Source organism: Burkholderia seminalis, assembly GCF_001718535.1.
In the GTDB taxonomy this organism is placed as follows: domain Bacteria; phylum Pseudomonadota; class Gammaproteobacteria; order Burkholderiales; family Burkholderiaceae; genus Burkholderia; species Burkholderia seminalis.
Genome location: NZ_CP013400.1, coordinates 2559689 through 2577297 on the forward strand (window position 1 = coordinate 2559689; position 17609 = coordinate 2577297).

The window sequence follows — 17609 nt, forward strand, 5'->3', positions numbered from 1 at the left end:
GCCATGCCACGCTTCGCCGCCAACCTCTCGATGATGTACACCGAGCATGCGTTCCTCGAACGCTTCGCCGCTGCCGCGTACGACGGCTTCAAAGCCGTCGAGTACCTGTTCCCGTACGACTTCGCGGCCGAGGACATCCGCGCGCGTCTCGACGCGCACCATCTCGAACAGGCGCTGTTCAACGCGCCGCCGGGCGACTGGGCCGCGGGCGAACGCGGCATCGCGTCGCTGCCGGGCCGCGAGGACGAGTTCCGGCGCGGCATCGACCAGGCGCTCGACTATGCGCGCGTGCTCGGCAACAAGAAGCTGCACGTGATGGCCGGCATGGTCGCGCCGGGCGCCGACCGCGCGCGCCATCGCGACACCTACCTCGCGAACCTGCGCCATGCGGCGCAAGCCGCCGCCGCGCACGGCATCACGGTCCTGATCGAGCCGATCAACCCGCGCGACATGCCCGGCTATTTCCTGAGCCGCCAGGACGACGCGCAGGCGATCCGCGCGGAAATCGGCGCGCCGAACCTGAAGGTGCAGTTCGACTGCTACCACTGCCAGATCGTCGAAGGCGATCTCGCGATGAAGCTCAAGCGCGATTTCGCGGGCATCGGTCACATCCAGATCGCCGGCGTGCCCGAGCGCCACGAGCCGGATGTCGGCGAACTCAACTACCCGTACCTGTTCGCGCTGATCGACGCGCTCGGCTACGACGGCTGGATCGGCTGCGAATACCGCCCGAAGGCCGGCACGTCGGAAGGCCTCGGCTGGCTCAGGCCGTACCTGTAATTCACGCATTCCTCAGAGGGCAACGAACATGAAAGTACTGATCACCGGCGGTGCCGGCTTTCTCGGCCAGCGTCTCGCGCGCAAGCTGCTCGAGCGCGGCGAGCTGACCGGCCCGGACGGCCGGACCGGCAAGATCGACGAGCTGGTGCTGCTCGACGTCGTCAAGGGCAGCGATTTCGGCGACGCGCGCGTGACGTCGATCGTCGGCGACATCGCGGATCGCGCCGTGCTCGAAAGCGCGATCGACACGCGGACGGGCGCGATCTTCCACCTCGCGGCGATCGTCAGCGGGCAGGCCGAAGCCGATTTCGATCTCGGCATGCGGATCAACCTCGACGCGTCGCGCGCGCTGCTCGAAGTGTGCCGCGCACGCGGCCACCGGCCGCGCGTCGTGTTCACGAGCTCCGTCGCGGTGTATGGCGGCACGCTGCCCGACGTCGTGCAGGACGATACCGCGCTGAACCCGCAATCGTCGTACGGCGCCGAGAAGGCGATCGCCGAGCTGCTGCTGTGCGACTACGCGCGGCGCGGCTTCGTCGACGGCCGCGTGCTGCGGCTGCCGACCATCAGCGTGCGGCCGGGCCGGCCGAACGCCGCCGCGTCGTCGTTCGCGAGCGGCATCATCCGCGAACCGCTGAACGGCGAGGAAAGCGTCTGCCCGGTGCCCGGCTCGACGCGGCTGTGGCTGCTGTCGCCGCGCGGCGCGATCGACGCGCTCGTCGCCGGTTGCGAGCTCGACGGCGCGACGCTCGGCAACAAGCGCGTGATCAACCTGCCGGGCCTGTCGGTCTCGGTCGACGAAATGATCGAAGCGCTGCGCGAGGTCGCGGGCAACGAGGTCGTGAAACTGATCCGTCATGCGCCCGACGAACGCATCGAGAAGATCGTCGGCAGTTGGCCGGGCCGCTGGGACACGTCGCGCGCGGAAGCGCTCGGGTTGAAGGGCGATACGTCGTTCGCCGACGTGATCCGCGGTCATATCGCCGACGCGCAGCGCTGACTCGCGCGTCGCGCCTCATGCGGCCGGGTCAGCGCGGCCGGGCGGATTCTCCGGCGGGCAACGACGCGGGTGTCGTGCCGCCCGGCCGGTTCGACGAACCGGCCGCCCATTGCCACGCCAGCAGGCCCGGCAGATAGAACAGCAAGTCGCGCACGCGGCGGGCGCCGGCCAGCGCCAGGCAGGTCGGCGGGTCGAACCCGAGCAGCCCGCCGATCAGCACGAACCCGCCCTCCTGCACCCCCAGGCCGCCCGGCATCAGGAACGCGATGCTGCTCACCAGCTGGATCAGCGCCTCGATCGCGAGCGCCTGCGCAAACGTCGGATCGGCGCCGAGGAAATACAGCGCCAGCCAGATTTCCAGCGCGTAACCCGCGAACTGCAGCGTCTGCCAGATCGCCAGGTAGCGCACGACGACGCCCGTCTTTCTCCAGATCAACCGGATCGACTGATCGGTCCGCGCCGATTCGCCGACCAGCGCCACCACCTTGCCGCTCGTGACACGGTTGAGCACGCGCATCGCGCGCTCGAACGGCCGCGCATGCTGCACCAGCGCGAACAGCAGCAGCACCGGCACCAGCGCGGCCATCCCGATCGCAAGGTGCGCGGCCACCCGCGCGGCATCGGACGACACGCGTTCGAGCACGTAGCCGATCGCGATCAGCGCGAAGACCAGTTGACTGATCAGCGTCAGCTGCATGTCGGCGACGAGGCTCGCCACGACGGTCGCCGGACGCACGCCCGCCTGCCGCAGCAGGCCGAACGACACGATCTCGCCGCCGATGCGCGCGACCGGCAGCAACCCGTTGACCGATTCGCGGATCCACACGAGCTTCAGCATCGTCATGAACGACGGCCGACGTGGGCCGCGGATCAGCATCCGCCAGTCCCACGCATTCGCGAGCATCGGCAGGATGTGCGCGAGCGCGGCGACCAGCAGCCCCGCGCCGGCGATCCGCAGGCGATGCAGGATATCGAGCGGATGTTCGCGCCAGATCAGCCACACCGCGAGCGCCAGCCCGCCGAGCGCGGCCGCGCGCCCCGCCTGCCGCAGCCGGGCGTCGCCGCGCGCGGCGCCCGGTTCCGCACGGGCGGCGTCGGTGTTGGTGCCGGTGGTCACGATTCAGCGGCCGGCGACAGCAGGCCTTCCCGGTCGACGCGAAAGCGCGTGCCACGCCACACGACATGCGACGAAAAGAAGCTCGATACGAACACGACGAACTGGAGCAGATCGACGAACGGCAGCTGGAACGCGCCGCGCAGGCCCGCGCCGGTCGCGCGGCTCGTCTTCACCATCAGCAGCACCCGCGCGGCGAGTGCCGCGATCGTCAGCGCGCATGCGGCGGCCGCGCCGCCCGAGAACAGCAGCGCCAGCAGCGCGAGCGGCAGCGGGTGCATCAGCACCGACCCTGCATGACCGGGCCGGTCGGCCGCGCGAATCGTGCAGCTCCAGCGCAACTCGTGTGCGTACAACCGCGCGAACGTCTCCTCGACACACGCGTGCCCGACGACGAACGGCGGAATGACGACCTGCGCGCCCGCCTGCCGCACCGCCTCGCCGAGTGCGTGATCTTCCGCCAGGTGATGCGCGAAACGCGCCAGCCCGCCGATGCGTTCGAGCGTCTCGCGCGTGATCGCAATCGTCTGCCCGAAGCACGGCCGCGCGCGCCCGATGACGAGCCCGGTGATCACGCCCGGCAGGAAATGGTAGTTCGTCATCGCGACGGCGACGCCGGGCCAGAAGCCTGGCGACGCGACGCCGCGATACACGCTCGTCACGATGCCGACATCCGGCTGCTGTAGCGCGCCGACGACGGCGCGCAGATAATCGCGCTCGACCACCACGTCGCTATCGGCGAGACAGAGCACCGCATGCTCCGCATGTTCGAGCATGTTCACGAGATTGGCGATCTTGCGGTTCGGCCCGTACAGCCGCGCATCGGCGACGACCTTGATGTTCGCGTCCGGGTAGCGTGCGCGCAGCGTCTCGACGGCCGCGAGTGCCGCGTCGCCGGCATCGTGCACGCCGAACAGGTGCTGGATGGGCCCCGGATAATTCTGCACGAAGCCGCTTTCGAGATGCTGGACGAGATTCCATTCGTCGCCGTGCAGCGGCTTCGCGACGGTGACGCCCGGATACGCGCGCGGCTCCGCCGCCGCCCGGGAAAAGAACCGGCCGACCAGCACGCTGGCCGTGATCGTATACGCAATGCCCAGCACCACGCCCAGCCCGCAGACGATCGACATTGCCCCGGCCAGCGCGTGCAGCACATGCAGCAGAATCATGCTTCTCCCCAGTGGTGACCCGTACGACCGCGACGCCCGGGAACGGCGGCGCGCACGCGGGCTCACCCGTGCACGCCGCCGTATCGGTTCCCGTTGAGCCGGATATGAAGGACGACCCAGCGACGGTACGCGCAATCAGATGACACAACTACCGTGCGGCGATCGATACCGGTCATGCGCACATCGCCACATGCCAGCGCGGACCTGAACGCCGCGCCGGCAAGCTTGCGAACCGAAAGAATGGCGGCGGCGAGCGCCACGACGATCGAGAGGCGAAACGTCATCGTGGTAAAAAACGCTTCCGGTACGCGCCATGCAAGCAACGAGACCAGCACGAAACACTGGATGAACATGCCGGCCAGTGCGGCGATCAGCAGGTAGGCACGCCATCGCTCGATCGTCGAGGATGCCATCAGGATTGAACCTCCCGTACGGGCGACACGCATCGACCGTAGGTCGATCGAAAGGATCGCGGATTGACGGGCGGGTGCGTCCGGCTCGCGCCGCACGCACCCGCCCGGTTCGGGATCTGGGGAAACGGAGAACCGCCCGAGAAATGTCGTGGCCGATGGTAGCGGGATTAACGGCGCCAAACCTTAAGCGTTCTTCAGAATCGCGCGACATTCGCACGGGGGCCGATTACATTCCGTTGCACGGCGCGCGTGGTCAGGCTCGTACAATCGCGCATGTCCGTACACGAATCGACCATGCGACTCCTCCTTGTTGAAGACGACGACCTGATCGGCAGCGGCCTCGAGATCAGCCTCAGCCAGGCCGGCTATCACGTCGACTGGTTGCGCGACGGTCATGCCGCCGCCACCGCACTCGCGACGACGCGCTTCGCGCTCGTCGTGCTCGATCTCGGCCTGCCCGGCAAATCGGGAACGGAACTGCTGCGCGCGCTGCGCGAGGCGGGCGAGACGGTCCCCGTGCTGGTGCTGACCGCGCGCGGCACCGTGGCCGACCGCGTGCGCGGCCTCGACGACGGCGCGGACGACTATCTCGCGAAGCCGTTCGAGCTGTCCGAAGTGCTCGCCCGCTGCCGCGCGCTCGTGCGGCGCTCGCAGGGCCGGGCCGGCGATGAAATCGTGTGGCGCGACATCACGATCGACCTGACCGCGCATACGGTGACGCGCGATGCGGCGCGCATCGCGCTCACGTCGCGCGAGTGGGCGATCCTCGTTCAGCTCGTCAGTCACCCGGGCGTTCCGCAGTCGCGCGCGCACCTCGAGGACAGCCTGTACGGCTGGCAGGAAGGCATCGAAAGCAATGCGATCGAGGTTCATGTTTCGAACCTGCGCAAGAAGCTCGGCGCGGAACTGATCCGCACCGTCCGCGGCATCGGCTACGTCGTCGACCTCCGATGATCGCGCGCTCGATACGACGCCGCGTGTCGCTGATGGCGATCGGCTGCGTGACCGTCGTCTGGCTCGTCGCCGTGTTCGGCAGCATCCACTACGCGACGCGCGAGATCGGCGAATGGGAAGACGCCCGTCTCGCCGAATACGCGTCGCTGCTGGTCAATCTCGCGCCGGCCGACCTCGACCGCCTCGCCCGCGTGCCGCCCGACGCACGGGTCGAACTCGCGTTCGGCGCGTCGGCGCACGGCGCCGCCAACGACGGCGATCGCTTGCCGCGCGACGTGCTGTTCGACGTGCGCGACGCGCAAGGCAACGTCGTTGCGTCGAGCCTGCCCGCGACCGCGGCAGCGTTGCCCGATGCGCGCGACCCGCTCGGTGCGCCGCGGACGATCGTCATCGGCGATACGCCGTGGCGCACGTACGCACTGCGCGACAGCACGTCGGGGCGCCGCGTGCGCGTGATGGAGACCGTCAATACGCGCAGCGACCTGGCGACCGGCATCGCGCGCGGCATCGTCCTGCCGTTGATCGTCGCGTTGCCGGTGCTCGCGCTGCTGCTCTGGGTCACGATCGCCCGCAGCCTCGCGCCGTTGAAGACCCTGTCCGCGCTGATCGGCGCGCGCGATGCGCGCTCGCTCGAACCGCTCGGCATCGCGACCGTGCCGGACGAAGTGCGCACGCTGGTCGACGCGATCGACCGCCTGATGGCGAGGCTGCGACAATCGATCGTGCGCGAGCGTGCGTTCACGTCCGACGCCGCGCACGAACTGAAGACGCCGCTCGCCGCGATCAAGGTGCAGGCGCAGGTGGCGATCGCGACCGACGATCCGGCGCACAAGCAGCTGGCGATGCAGCGCGTCGTGCAAGGCGTCGACCGCAGCGCGCGGCTCGCCGAGCAGTTGCTGCTGCTCGCCCGGCTCGACGAGTACGAACGCATTCCGACGCGCGCGGTCGTCGTGCGCGAACTCGTCGACGCCGCCATCGACCGCCATCTGGCGAAGGCCGCCGACAAGGACATCGCCATCGCGGCCGGCGGCCTCTCCACGCGCGCAATCGGTGCCGATCCGATCCTGATCGGCATCCTGCTCGACAATCTCGTCGACAACGCCGTCAAGTACGGCCGCCGTGGCGGGCGCATCGACATCGGCGTGTACGACGACGGCGCATGGCAACGCATCGTCGTGCGCGACGACGGGCCCGGTGTCGCGCCCGGCGAGCACGAACGGCTTGGCGACCGTTTCTATCGCGGCAGCGGTGCGCAGTCGCCCGGCAGCGGGCTCGGGCTGTCGATCGTCACCCGCATCGCGCAGTATTTCGGCGGCACCGTGCAGTTCGAGTCCGGCATCGGCGGGCAGGGCCTCGGCGTGGCGATCGCGCTGCCGTCGGCGGATGCGGACGGATCGACGCCGCGTGCTTAACGTTTCGTTAAGGATTCGACCGTAGAATCCCCCCAAAACCGTGTCCCCTTTCATCCGTCCGGAGTCTCCATGTCCGCACCCGCCCGTTATGACGCCGTCGCCCGTTTTCTTCACTGGCTGATCGTGGCGCTGATCGTCGCGCAATACGCGATCGGCTGGACGATGCCCGACGTGCATCGCGACACGCAACCGGTCGGCCTGATCGCCGCGCACCTGATCGTCGGCACGGCACTGCTCGCGGCGATGGCATGCCGCGTGCTGTGGCGCGCGACGCATCGACCGCCTGCCAGCGACCTGTCGCCCGCGATGCGCGTGCTGTCCGGCGCCACGCATGGCGCGCTCTACGCGCTGCTGATCGCGGTGCCGCTGCTCGGCTGGATCAACGCGTCGTCGCGCGCGTGGGCCGTGACGCTGGTCGGCGTCATTCCGTTGCCGGCGCTGTCGGCGGCCGGCTCCGGATTCGGGCACGCGATGGGCGACGTGCACGGCGTCCTCGCGTGGGTATTGTTCGCCGGCATCTGCCTGCACGTGGCGGCCGCGCTGTTGCACCGCTTCGTGCTGCGCGACCAGGTCGTGCAGCGCATGATGCCGTGGTGATCGACCTGCCGGCTCATCGGAGCCGGTCGACCCGCTGATCGCGACGCCGCGCGAAGCGGCGTGCAATCGGCGGCACGACAACCGGCGCCCTTCGGCCACGTCGCGTGGCGCGCAGAAGGGCATGCGGCTTGCCGCCCCGTGAACACGACGGCCGGACCTCACACACGATCACGTCGGCACCTAATTGCTGGTTTGCACCGGCATGCCGGCAGCCGGCGCATGCGCGGCGGACGCCGCCATTCGCGCGCGATCCTGCTCGGCGAGCTTCGCCTCCGCGGCCTGGATGTCCGCCGGATACTCGCCGTCGTCGCCCTTCGCCGGGTCGTACCCGGCCGCTTCCAGACGCATCAGTTCGTCGCGAACCTGCGCGCGCGTCAGCGGCGCGGCCGCTTGCGCGAATGCCGACTGACCGACGATCGAGCCGATTATTGTCAGTAGTGCGATATATGTTCTCATCATGAACTCCTTCGATGTTGCGTATCGATCAACCGCGGGGAATGCGTGACCTGCGGAGGCAGGCCGGTCAGTCAGCTGCCGAAATAGATCGTGCAGAAGCTCGCGGGGCCGACGCATGCGGCCGCGCGCGGATGCGACGGCATCGTCGCCGGCCTGCCGGCTTCGGACGACACGGCCGGATCGCCGCCGATCGCGGTGCTCGCCTGGCGCTGCGGCATCCGTTCGGCCTGTTGCCGGAACAGCGGGCTCACGTCCGGATACGACGTATCGGTCACGAAGCGCAACCCGTTGTGTTCCGCGTCGATCAGTTGTTGCGTGACCTGCGCGCGCGTCAGCGCCTGTGCCGACGCTTGCGTCGCGACACCCGCGACGGACATCGCCACCACCGTGGCGGCCACCAGCCAATGCGTATTCATGTTTCACTCCTTCAGAAGTCAACGAGACGACGTGCTACACCCGTATGACGACGGCCGGGCTGCGTTTATTCCCTGCCGGTCGATCCGCGCGACGGGCGTCCGTCAAACTGTCATTCATTCGTCAGCCGGCGTAACCTGACGTAACGCAGCGCCCGTTGCGGATCGGGCAGACTGACGTCACCTTCTGCGGATCGCACCCCGATCGACCATGTCCGTCGCTTACGACTATGCAGCCGGCCTGCTGCGCACCCTGTACGACCGCCATCTCGATGGCGGCGCAGTGCTCGACACGGCCACGTTCCCGGACGCCGAACGTTTCGTGCGCGCATGGCCCGCGATCCGGGCCGAAGCGCTCGCCGTCGCGCGCGACATGCCGCGCATCCCGCGCTTTCACGAAATCATGCGCGAGCAGTACGACATCTCGGCCAACGATGCACGCGACTGGCGGATGTTCATCATGCAGGCGTACGGCCAGCGATTCCCGCGCAACCTGGCGCGCTGCCCGACCATCGCATCGATCGTCGCGGCCTCGCCGGACGTGCTGTCGGCGTCACTGTCGTTCCTCGCGCCCGGCAAGCACATCCCGCCGCATCGCGGGCCGTTTCGCGGCATCCTGCGCGGCTATCTCGTGCTGTCGATGCCGAAGCGCGCGGACGGCTCGCCGGCCGCGGTGCTGAAGGTCGACGGTCGCGAATACCGGCTCGACGAAGGCCGCTTCCTGCTGTGGGACGACACGTTCACGCACGAGGTGTGGAACGACAGCGAGGCAGTGCGCATCGTGCTGCTGCTCGACATCCGCCGGCGCGGCATGCCGCGCCTGCTCACGTGGCTGTCGAATGCGGTGATCGGCGTCGTGCGGCTCGGGATCCGGATCCGCGGGCGGTCGATTCCGGTCTAGTTCCAGCGCGCAAGCGGCGCGCGCATGCCGGCGCAGCGCCCCCTCCCCCGACTTTCGGCTTCCTGCGGATCGCCTACACTACAGACCGTCCCTTCCGCACGGCTCCTGACAGCCACCGCCATGGCGCACCTCTTCTTCGCCGCGTCGATCCAGCGGCATATCGAAACGCCCGAACGCGACCTCGACGCGCGCACGGTCGGCGAAGCGTTCGACACCGTTTTCAGCGAGCAGCCGCGGCTGCGCGGCTACATCCTCGACGACCAGGGCGCGCTGCGAAAGCATCTGTCGGTGTTCATCGACGGCCAGCCGATACGCGACCGGCAGCGCCTGTCCGATGCGCTCGACGACGCCAGCCGCGTGTATGTCGTCCAGGCGCTGACGGGCGGATAAAGGGACGGATGCATCGAACCGGACCCGGCGCCCGAACGCCGGGCCGCCCGCTCAGGAGACATCGCACATGAACGATCGACTGCTCGTCGCCACCCGCAAGGGCCTGTTCATCCTGCATCCCGACGGGGGCGGCGGCTGGACGCCCGGCGAACCGCATTTCATCGGCGAACCCGTCAGCATGGTGCTCGCCGACCCGCGCGACGGCACGCTGTATGCGGCGCTCAATCTCGGCCACTTCGGCGTGAAGCTGCATCGGCTGCGCGCCGGCGCCGCCGACTGGGAAGAATGCGCGGTCCCCGTCTACCCGCCGCGACCGGCCGACGCCGTGCTCACCGGCACCGGCGACGCGGACGACGAGCCGTCCGGCACGCCGCAGCCGCCGTGGACGCTTCAGCAGATCTGGTCGCTCGAAGCCGGCGGCGCGGACGAGCCGGGCGTGCTGTGGGCCGGCACGATTCCCGGCGGGCTGTTCCGCTCCGACGACCACGGCGATTCGTGGGTACTCAACCGCGCGCTGTGGGATCGCCCCGAGCGCGCCGAATGGGGCGGCGGCGGGTACGATGCGCCGGGCATCCACTCGGTGATGGTCGATCCGCGCGACAGCCGGCACGTGACGGTCGGCATCTCGTGCGGCGGCGTCTGGCAGACCGCGGACGGCGGCGCGACGTGGCGCGTGACCGCGCAAGGCATGGAAGCCGACTACATGCCGCCCGAGCGGCGCGGCGAGCCGAACGCGCAGGATCCGCACCGCGTCGTGCAATGCGCGGCCGATCCGGACGTGCTGTGGACACAGCACCACTGCGCGATCTTCCGCTCGACCGACGGCGCCGAGCACTGGCGGCGAATCGACGCGCAACCGTCGAGCTTCGGCTTCGCGGTGGCCGTGCATCCGCGCGAACCGGACACCGCCTGGTTCGTGCCGGCCGTGAAGGATGCCTGCCGCATTCCGGTGAACGGCCGGCTCGTCGTCACGCGCACGCGCGACGGCGGGCAAAGTTTCGAAAGCCTGTCGAACGGATTGCCGGCCGCGCCGGCCTACGACCTCGTGTACCGGCACGGGCTCGCGGTGGACGATGCCGGCATGCGCCTCGCGATGGCGTCGACGACCGGCGGGTTATGGACCTCCGCCGACGGCGGCGACCACTGGCGCCAGGTATCCGCGCATTTGCCGCCGGTCTATTGCGTCAGCTTCGGGTAACGACGCGACGGTCGCCGGGCGCCATCCGCGCGACCGCCGCGCGCGTCTGCGCGATTTCCGCGTCGAGCCAGTCGAGAAACCGCGCGATCTGCGGCTCGCGCTCGCGCCCGGGGCGGCACAGTGCGACGAAACGCGCGCCGTCGAGCCGCACCGAAGGCTCGATCGGCATCAGCGCACCGCGCTCGACGTGCTCGGCGGCCAGCACCGAACTCAACAACGCGACACCCTGCCCGTGCAGCACAGCCTGCAACGCGTAATGCTCGTCGTCGTAATGGCGAAACACCGCGCGTTCGAGCCACGTTTCGCGGCCGGCCGCGCGACACCACGACGCCCAGTCGACCGACACGGGCAGCGGGGTATCCCACACGGTCTCGATCAAGTCGAGCGGCTCGTCGGTGCGATGCGCATCGAAGCCGGTGGCCGCAAACGCGCCGAAATACTCGTCGATCAACGCGATCTCGTGCAGCGCGGGAAACGTGCGCGACGTCGCGCGAATCGCCAGATCGATCCGCGCCTCGCGTTCGAGATCGACGAGCGTGTTGCCGGTCTCAACCTTGATGTGCAGGTGCGGATCGATGCGGCGAAACGCGCCGAGACGCGGGATCAGCCACATCGCCGCGAAGGCGGGCGTGGTGGTCAGCACGAGCGGGCGCTCGCCGGCGGTATCGGGCCGCAACGCATCCAGCCCGCGGCTGAGCGCGAGCAACGCATCGTGGCTCGCGCGAAACAGTTGCGCGCCTTCCTCCGTCAGCCGTACGCCGCTCGCGCCGCGCTCGAACAGCAGCACGCCGAGCCGGCTTTCGAGCGACTTGATCTGATGCGACACGGCAGCCGGCGTCACGGCCAGTTCGTCCGCGGCGGCCTTGAACGTGCCGAGCCGCGCCGACGACTCGAATACACGCAATGCGGTCAGGGGGATTCTCGAGAACACGGGGCCTCGCGGGCCGGATACGGCCGGGTTGAATTCGATTCAATCCGGGTGAGATTAGGTGAATTGAAGCGGGTGTGCAACGCGGCTAGCCTTGCGGGACGTCGCGGCACACCGCCCCGACGATTACCGTCCAACCGGAGAAACACCGTGCAAGGCCTACCGCGCAGAATCACGCAGGCGGTGCTCTACGAAGCGATCGCCATCTCCTGCATCTCGCCCGCGATCGCCGCGATCTTCAGGCAGGACCTCGTCTATTCGGGCGCGCTGTCGGCGACGATGTCGGCGATCGCGCTGCTGTGGAACATGATCTTCAATGCGCTGTTCGAGCGCTGGGAAGCGTCGCGCCGACAGCCGTCGCGTACGCTCGGGCGGCGGCTCCTACATGCGACCGGATTCGAAGGCGGGCTCATCTTCATGCTCGTGCCGGTCGTGTCGTGGTGGCTCGACATCTCGTGGTTCGACGCGTTCGTCGTCGATATCGGGTTGTTCGCGTTCTTCTTCTGCTACGCGTTCGTGTTCCAGTGGGCGTTCGATCGCGTGTTCGACGTGCCGGCGGCGACGAAGGCGTCGTGAGCCGGACGCTTACGCACCGGCCGCGATTTTCGGCAGTTGCCAGCCGAAGCGCACCGCCGCCATCCGCAGCGCGAAACAGCCAAGGCCGCCGAGCACGGCCGCCACGACGGGCGGACACCCGAGTCGCCTGCACGACACGACGACGACCGCGCCGAGCAGTGCCGCGCTCGCATAGATATCCGTAACCAGTACGACCGGTATCCGCGCGAGCAGCACATCGCGTACGACACCGCCCCCGCATCCGGTCACGGCGCCCATCAGCGTCGCGATGAACGGATGGACGCGGAATTCGAGCGCCTTCACCGCCCCCGCGACCGCGAACAACGCCAGGCCGGCCGCATCGAGCGTCGTGAGCAGCGACGGCGAGAACGCGGCGACCCGCGCATGAAAGACGAACGCGAACAGGCCTGACGCGAACGCGAGGGCCGGATAACGCCAGTCGCTGACCGCGCTGGGCGGCCGTGCGCCGATCAGCAGGTCGCGGATCACGCCGCCGCCGAGCGCGACGACGAGCGACAGCACCATCACGCCGAACAGGTCGAGTCCCGCGCCGATCGCCGCATTGGCGCCCTCGATCGCAAACACCGCCGTGCCCGCGAGGTCGGCGGCGAGCACGATGTGCTCGATGCGCTTCATGCGAATGAATGGCCGAAGCGCTGCATCGTCCGGTTGCAGCGTGTGTCGCCCGAAGCGGCCGCGCCGTTCGGCCGCGTGCCGGCCGCGTATTGCCATCCGGATGCATCAGGCGCAGTACGGATCATTGCCGTCTCCTCGATCGGGGATCGAGCAGTCTAGCGCATCGTCGGGCAACCGTCTGGCGGCTCGCGGCGCGGGCAGCAAAAAGCCCGACGCGTCATGCTCAAGGCACGCCGAGCTACGCCTTCGGCAGGCAGACCCGGCTTGCCGTCGAGCGCCGTCACGCCCGCGAGCCACTTGCCGAGCGCTTGCGGGTTCGCCTTCAGCCATGCGGCGGCGGCCTTGCTCGAGTAGACGGCGACGACGCCCTACCTGAGCGGCGCGAACCCGTATTGCGACGGATGCCCGGCCAGAATCCAGTCCGGATACGCATCGATACACGCGCGCTCGATGCAATCCGACACGCGTTGCGGCGCGTCGGCCTGCACGAGATCAATCGGGGGGAAGATCCGATGGTCGAACCGGCCAGCCGCAAATTCGAGATGGAACGGCACCAGCACCGCACCGGCGCGCGCGCCGATCCTGAACACGCCACGGTGAATCCGCGCCGGCCGCCCAAACATCGCGACCTCGATCGTCTCCATCGGAAAGCGCTGCATCAGGTACGGCGGCGCATCGGCAAACACCACGGCAACGCCGTTTCGTCGCAGCGCGTGCAAGACGCGCAGCCCGAGCGCATTGCGATTGACTTCGTCGTAGGTGTGCAACACGCGCACGTTCGGCATCAGCGTCGACTCGAAACCGCCATACGTTTCCCGCGCGATGCCCGATACGACTGCGATCTCGGACAATTGCAGCGCGTCGCGCAACGCATCGATCACGATCACGTTCGCAAACTGCGACACGTAATGAAACGGCGACACGATCACGGGACGGCCGCCCGATTCGTCGCGAATCCGGGCGATCGCTCGAGCCAGCGCTTGCGTGGCCGCTTCGAGGCCCGGCCATTCGACATCGCGGCCGGCAGCGCGTTCGGCATGCAGGCGCCGATCCATCAGGCGCTCGAATTCGCCTGCCGCCATCGTCCGCCAGATGTGCGCACGGGTGAGCGCGACGTGGTCGCGCCCCCACTCGTAGCGCAACCGGCCCGCCCAGCGGGTGCGTGGGCTGCCGAGACTCCGCAAGACCCACACAGCCAGCGCCAACCGCTCGAGCCCGCGGCCCGACAGGCGCAGCAGCCATCGATCGCGCCAGCCGAGGCGTCGCTGCCGCTTATCGGCCATCGCCGGTCAACCATCCGTTGATCCGCGCGACGTCGTCGAAATCCAGCGACGCGACACCGGATTTCAACGCGAGGTACGCGGCAAGCATGTCGTAGTGCGCACCCAGCCGCGCCTTGCGGCTCGCAAAAAGTGCCTCGCTCGCGCGCAGCACATCGAGGTTGGAACGACTGCCGACACGGTAGCCGATCCGCGTCGCGTCGAGCGTTCGCTCGTTGGCCCGCACGAGGCGGCCAAGGAGTTCGCCGCGCTCGCGTGCCCAGTGCAGCCGCTGGAAGGCGTCGAGCGTGTCGGCCCCCGCCTGCCGGGTGGCTGCCTGCAGCGCGCTGCGCGCCTTGTCCTCACCCGCCAGCGCTTGCCCGAGGCGCGCCTGGATGTCACCGCCCGTCAGCAGCGGGATCGATATCGTCACCATCGCGGTCGTCGTGGTCGTCGGCTGCGCGAAACCCGATGCCGCACCCGCCGGCGTGTGGCTGCCCGTCAGATTCACGACGGGATACCGTTGCGCGCGTACTCGGCGAGCCTCATCCCGCGCGTCGCGCACGGCGAGTTCGCCGATCTGGACCGGATAGCCCTTCTGCTCCGCTTGGGCAACCCAATACCCGGCGTCGTCCGGATCGAGCAGCAACGCGGGCGTTTCGTCCGGCACGCGCGCGAACGGGCCGAGTGGCCGGCCGATCAGCGTTTCGACAATCCGGCGGCGCGAATCGACGGCCTGCCGCGCGTCGATCTGCTGCAGCCGCGCCGCATCGAGCTGCGCTTGCGCCTCGCGTACGTCGATCAGCGTCGCCTCTCCGGCCGCCCGTCGGTGCACGGTGATCTCGTGCTGTTCGGCAACCGCCGCCACATACTCCGTCGCGCGCATCAATTCGTCGGTCGCCGCCAGAACGTCGAAATACGCACGCCCGGCGCGCAGCATCAGCGCCTGCTGCGCACGCGCATAGGTCAGTTCCGCCTTGGCGGCCGCCGTTCCCGCCTGCCGATAGGCGATCCAGCGTTCCCAGTCGAACAGCGGCTGCGTCAACGATACCGTCCAGCCGTTCTGCCAGTAATGCATCGACGGAACGTTCCGCGTCGCGATCCGGTTGTACGTGCGTCCCCAGCCCGCATCGATCCGCGGCAACAGCGCGGCGCGCGCGCGCGGCACACCGAGACGGCCGATTTCGACATCCGAGCGCACGCCGGCGAGTTCCGCGTCGTAATCGAGCGCGCTGGTCACGACCGACATCAGGTCGTCCGCAAGCGCGTGCGGCGACACGCATGCGAGCACCGCCGCGACGAGGATCCGTCCGATCGTCATGCCGCCCGCTCGCCATTGGCAATGCCCGGCACGAGCACGCCATCCACGAGTTCGTAACAGCGCTCGAACGTGGCGGCGAGCGAGCGATCGTGAGTGATCACGACGACCGTTCGATCGATACGCTGCAACAACGCCGCGATACGCTGAACAGACGCGGCGTCGAGGTTCGACGTCGGCTCGTCGAGCAGCATCAGCTCGGCCGGCTGATACAGTGCGCGCGCGAGCAGCAGGCGCTACCGCTGCCCCGCCGAGATGTTCGCGATCGAATCGCTGATGATCGTGCGCGTGCGCATCGGCAAGCGCATCACGTCGTCCAGCAGGCCGACCTCGTCGAGCAGACGGTTGATGCACGCAGGGTCGGCATTTGCGCTGAACAGCGACACGTTGTCGGCGATCGATCCGCGCAGGATCAAGTCGCCCTGCCGCATCTGCGTCATGTGCCGGCGGATTTCGTCGACCTCGAGATTCGCATAGCGCACGCCGTTCAGCCGTACGTCCCCATGCTGCGCGTGTTCGGCCGCGCACAGCAGCTTGAAGACCGTCGACTTCCCGCATCCGGACGGCCCCACGATCGCGATGCGGTCGCCGCGCCGGATATCGAGACTCACGCCAGTCAACACGCGACGGTCCGACGCCCCATACGCAAACGACACATCCCTCATCTCGATCGATTCGAAGCACCGCGTCTCGGCCGCGCGGCCGATCTGCTCCAGCGGCGTATAGCGCTCCGGCTCGCCGTCGACGATATCGGCGACCCGGGCGACCGGCACCGTCAGCATCAGGCGCGCGAACAGCGCGTTGATCGCCTGCGCGAGCCGCTCCGACGCGAGCGACTTGTAGATCATGAACGAATAGAACACGCCGACCGAAATCTTGCCGTCGAGCATCAGTCCGGCCGACAGCCAGGTAATCGCGACGACGTCCGCATAGTCGACGAATTTCAACACTGCGTCGCGCCAGGCCGTGAGCTTCGCGCTCTGCAGCATCGTCGCCGCGCACGCCTTGAATTTCGCCATGTAAATCGCCGTGCGCCGCACTTCGCCCGACGCGAGCTTGATCACCGGAGCCCCCCGGATCGTCTCGAACAGCAAGTCCTCGCATTCGGCCGTCCGTTCGAGCACCAGCATGTGCGCATCACGCATCGGCCGATACAGCGCGAATGCGGCGCCGACATACGTTGCGAATATGCCAAGCGCGACGCCGGCCAGCAGCGGGCTCTGCGCGAGCATCAGCAGCACCGCGATGCCGCCGACCGCGAGATCGATCCGCAGCGAGATCGCGGTGCGCACTGCGAATTCGTTGATTTCATCCTGTGACTTGACACGCGCGAACAGGTCGCCGACGTTGCGCTTCTCGAAATACGGAATCGGGTGGCGCAGCAATTGCCCGATCAGCCCTTCGGTCATGTTCACGTTGACGAGCGTATGAACCAGCGCGGTCAGATACGACTCCACGAAGCGGCTGAACGTCCCGATCGCGAAAATGCTCGCGAATGTCAGCGTGAGAATCCGCAGCAGATTCCGGTTGTCGCTGGTCACGATCTGGTCGAGCACCAGGTTGCCGAAATACGGCATGGCCAGGATCGCGCACTGGCTTCCAAGCGCAACGAACAGCAGTTTGCCGATTTGCCCGCGCAACTGCGGGTTCAGCACCCTCACGCGCTCGAGCGCGGCCGGCACGCGCGAACGTGCGCGAATGCGCGGCAAGCCCGGCGTCGGCGCACATTCGAGCAAGTAGCCGGACACGCTCGACAGGAACATGTCGAGCGCGACGCGGCGTCGCCCGACTGCCGGATCGATCACCTGCACATGGCCGCGGCGAACGCGCTCGAATACGACGAAATGCGCGCCGCCGAAATGGATGATCGAGCCGGGCCGGATGTCGGCCAGATCGCCGGCGTCGAACCGATACGCCTGCACCGCCAGCCCGAAATCGTTCGCGACGTCGTAAAGGTCCATCAGCGTCAGCCCGTGCGACGACACCGGACGATGCGCGGCAATCTCGCGTACTTCGGTCGCGCGCCCGAGATGGCTCAGCACCATCGCCAGGCACGCATATCCGCAGTCCGCGACTTCATTCTGGTAAATCACGC

20 protein-coding genes and 1 pseudogene are annotated in these 17609 nt (G+C 68.4%); 9 read left to right on the top strand and 12 right to left on the bottom strand.

What is annotated here, in order from left to right; all coding sequences use genetic code 11:
• The first annotated feature begins 3 nt into the window (after positions 1-3).
• Together otnI and denD are read left to right on the top strand one after the other, a co-directional pair.
• The gene (otnI, locus tag WJ12_RS31950) at positions 4-780 is read left to right on the top strand and encodes a 2-oxo-tetronate isomerase (protein WP_049029884.1); all 777 of its coding nucleotides are present in this window, start codon (positions 4-6) and stop codon (positions 778-780) included.
• A 28-nt stretch (positions 781-808) separates the two neighbouring features.
• Positions 809-1780 (top strand): D-erythronate dehydrogenase, encoded by a 972-nt coding sequence (gene denD, locus WJ12_RS31955; protein ID WP_059556936.1) that lies wholly within the window; start codon positions 809-811, stop codon positions 1778-1780.
• 28 nt (positions 1781-1808) lie between these two features.
• On the opposite strand, the gene WJ12_RS31960 is transcribed toward denD, so the two are convergent.
• The 3 genes from WJ12_RS31960 to WJ12_RS31970 form a co-directional block, all read right to left on the bottom strand.
• The gene (locus tag WJ12_RS31960) at positions 1809-2897 is read right to left on the bottom strand and encodes a lysylphosphatidylglycerol synthase domain-containing protein (protein WP_059556937.1); all 1089 of its coding nucleotides are present in this window, start codon (positions 2895-2897) and stop codon (positions 1809-1811) included.
• The gene (gene hpnI / locus WJ12_RS31965) at positions 2894-4063 is read right to left on the bottom strand and encodes a bacteriohopanetetrol glucosamine biosynthesis glycosyltransferase HpnI (protein WP_082744650.1); all 1170 of its coding nucleotides are present in this window, start codon (positions 4061-4063) and stop codon (positions 2894-2896) included. Before hpnI ends, WJ12_RS31960 begins: the two co-directional genes overlap by 4 nt.
• A gap of 62 nt (positions 4064-4125) precedes the next feature.
• Positions 4126-4476: a hypothetical protein gene (locus WJ12_RS31970; RefSeq protein ID WP_049029880.1), complete on the bottom strand. Its 351-nt coding sequence runs from the start codon at positions 4474-4476 to the stop codon at positions 4126-4128.
• Between the two features lie 294 nt (positions 4477-4770).
• Between WJ12_RS31970 and WJ12_RS31975 the strand changes: the two genes are divergently transcribed.
• The 3 genes from WJ12_RS31975 (at position 4771) to WJ12_RS31985 (ending at position 7439) form a co-directional block, all read left to right on the top strand.
• Complete coding sequence (locus WJ12_RS31975) at positions 4771-5430, top strand: response regulator (protein ID WP_034186018.1); 660 nt, start codon at positions 4771-4773, stop codon at positions 5428-5430.
• Complete coding sequence (locus WJ12_RS31980) at positions 5427-6842, top strand: ATP-binding protein (protein WP_059556938.1); 1416 nt, start codon at positions 5427-5429, stop codon at positions 6840-6842. The genes WJ12_RS31975 and WJ12_RS31980 overlap by 4 nt, the downstream gene beginning before the upstream one ends.
• 69 nt (positions 6843-6911) lie before the next feature.
• Positions 6912-7439 carry a cytochrome b gene (locus tag WJ12_RS31985; protein ID WP_034186016.1) on the top strand — a complete coding sequence of 176 codons (528 nt, stop codon included), beginning with the start codon at positions 6912-6914 and terminating at the stop codon, positions 7437-7439.
• Between the two features lie 180 nt (positions 7440-7619).
• Here the strand turns inward: WJ12_RS31985 and WJ12_RS31990 are convergent, their stop codons facing one another.
• Complete coding sequence (locus tag WJ12_RS31990) at positions 7620-7895, bottom strand: DUF4148 domain-containing protein (protein ID WP_059556975.1); 276 nt, start codon at positions 7893-7895, stop codon at positions 7620-7622.
• Between the two features lie 71 nt (positions 7896-7966).
• Positions 7967-8311, bottom strand: coding sequence for a DUF4148 domain-containing protein (locus WJ12_RS31995; protein WP_049035333.1), 345 nt, complete (start codon positions 8309-8311; stop codon positions 7967-7969).
• A 208-nt stretch (positions 8312-8519) separates the two neighbouring features.
• Between WJ12_RS31995 and WJ12_RS32000 the strand changes: the two genes are divergently transcribed.
• The 3 genes from WJ12_RS32000 to WJ12_RS32010 all read left to right on the top strand — a co-directional run bounded on the left by WJ12_RS32000 (position 8520) and on the right by WJ12_RS32010 (position 10797).
• Entirely contained in the window at positions 8520-9209 is a 690-nt protein-coding gene (locus tag WJ12_RS32000) for an aspartyl/asparaginyl beta-hydroxylase domain-containing protein (RefSeq protein ID WP_034186014.1), read from the top strand.
• Positions 9210-9329: 120 nt separating this feature from the next.
• Complete coding sequence (locus tag WJ12_RS32005) at positions 9330-9599, top strand: MoaD/ThiS family protein (RefSeq protein WP_034186013.1); 270 nt, start codon at positions 9330-9332, stop codon at positions 9597-9599.
• A 67-nt stretch (positions 9600-9666) separates the two neighbouring features.
• Positions 9667-10797: a WD40/YVTN/BNR-like repeat-containing protein gene (locus WJ12_RS32010; protein WP_059556939.1), complete on the top strand. Its 1131-nt coding sequence runs from the start codon at positions 9667-9669 to the stop codon at positions 10795-10797.
• On the opposite strand, the gene WJ12_RS32015 is transcribed toward WJ12_RS32010, so the two are convergent.
• Positions 10784-11728: a LysR substrate-binding domain-containing protein gene (locus tag WJ12_RS32015; protein WP_059556940.1), complete on the bottom strand. Its 945-nt coding sequence runs from the start codon at positions 11726-11728 to the stop codon at positions 10784-10786. The two genes, WJ12_RS32010 and WJ12_RS32015, sit on opposite strands and share 14 nt — an antisense overlap.
• 147 nt (positions 11729-11875) lie before the next feature.
• Here WJ12_RS32015 and WJ12_RS32020 point away from each other — a divergent pair, with 147 nt between their 5' ends.
• Entirely contained in the window at positions 11876-12301 is a 426-nt protein-coding gene (locus WJ12_RS32020) for a PACE efflux transporter (protein ID WP_049035329.1), read from the top strand.
• A gap of 9 nt (positions 12302-12310) precedes the next feature.
• Here WJ12_RS32020 and WJ12_RS32025 read toward each other — a convergent pair whose 3' ends face one another.
• From WJ12_RS32025 to WJ12_RS32040, 6 genes and pseudogenes are all read right to left on the bottom strand, one after another.
• The gene (locus WJ12_RS32025; RefSeq protein WP_059556941.1) at positions 12311-12937 is read right to left on the bottom strand and encodes a trimeric intracellular cation channel family protein; all 627 of its coding nucleotides are present in this window, start codon (positions 12935-12937) and stop codon (positions 12311-12313) included.
• 248 nt (positions 12938-13185) lie between these two features.
• Positions 13186-13284, bottom strand: a pseudogene (locus tag WJ12_RS36200) (glycine/betaine ABC transporter substrate-binding protein); the annotation flags it as partial.
• A 21-nt stretch (positions 13285-13305) separates the two neighbouring features.
• Positions 13306-14220, bottom strand: coding sequence for a hypothetical protein (locus WJ12_RS32030; RefSeq protein ID WP_226103930.1), 915 nt, complete (start codon positions 14218-14220; stop codon positions 13306-13308).
• Entirely contained in the window at positions 14210-15517 is a 1308-nt protein-coding gene (locus WJ12_RS32035; protein WP_059556942.1) for a TolC family outer membrane protein, read from the bottom strand. Before WJ12_RS32035 ends, WJ12_RS32030 begins: the two co-directional genes overlap by 11 nt.
• Positions 15514-15708, bottom strand: coding sequence for a P-loop NTPase family protein (locus WJ12_RS37220; protein WP_404824212.1), 195 nt, complete (start codon positions 15706-15708; stop codon positions 15514-15516). Before WJ12_RS37220 ends, WJ12_RS32035 begins: the two co-directional genes overlap by 4 nt.
• Before the next feature lie 42 nt (positions 15709-15750).
• Positions 15751-17607: a peptidase domain-containing ABC transporter gene (locus tag WJ12_RS32040; protein ID WP_404824211.1), complete on the bottom strand. Its 1857-nt coding sequence runs from the start codon at positions 17605-17607 to the stop codon at positions 15751-15753.
• Positions 17608-17609: the final 2 nt, after the last annotated feature.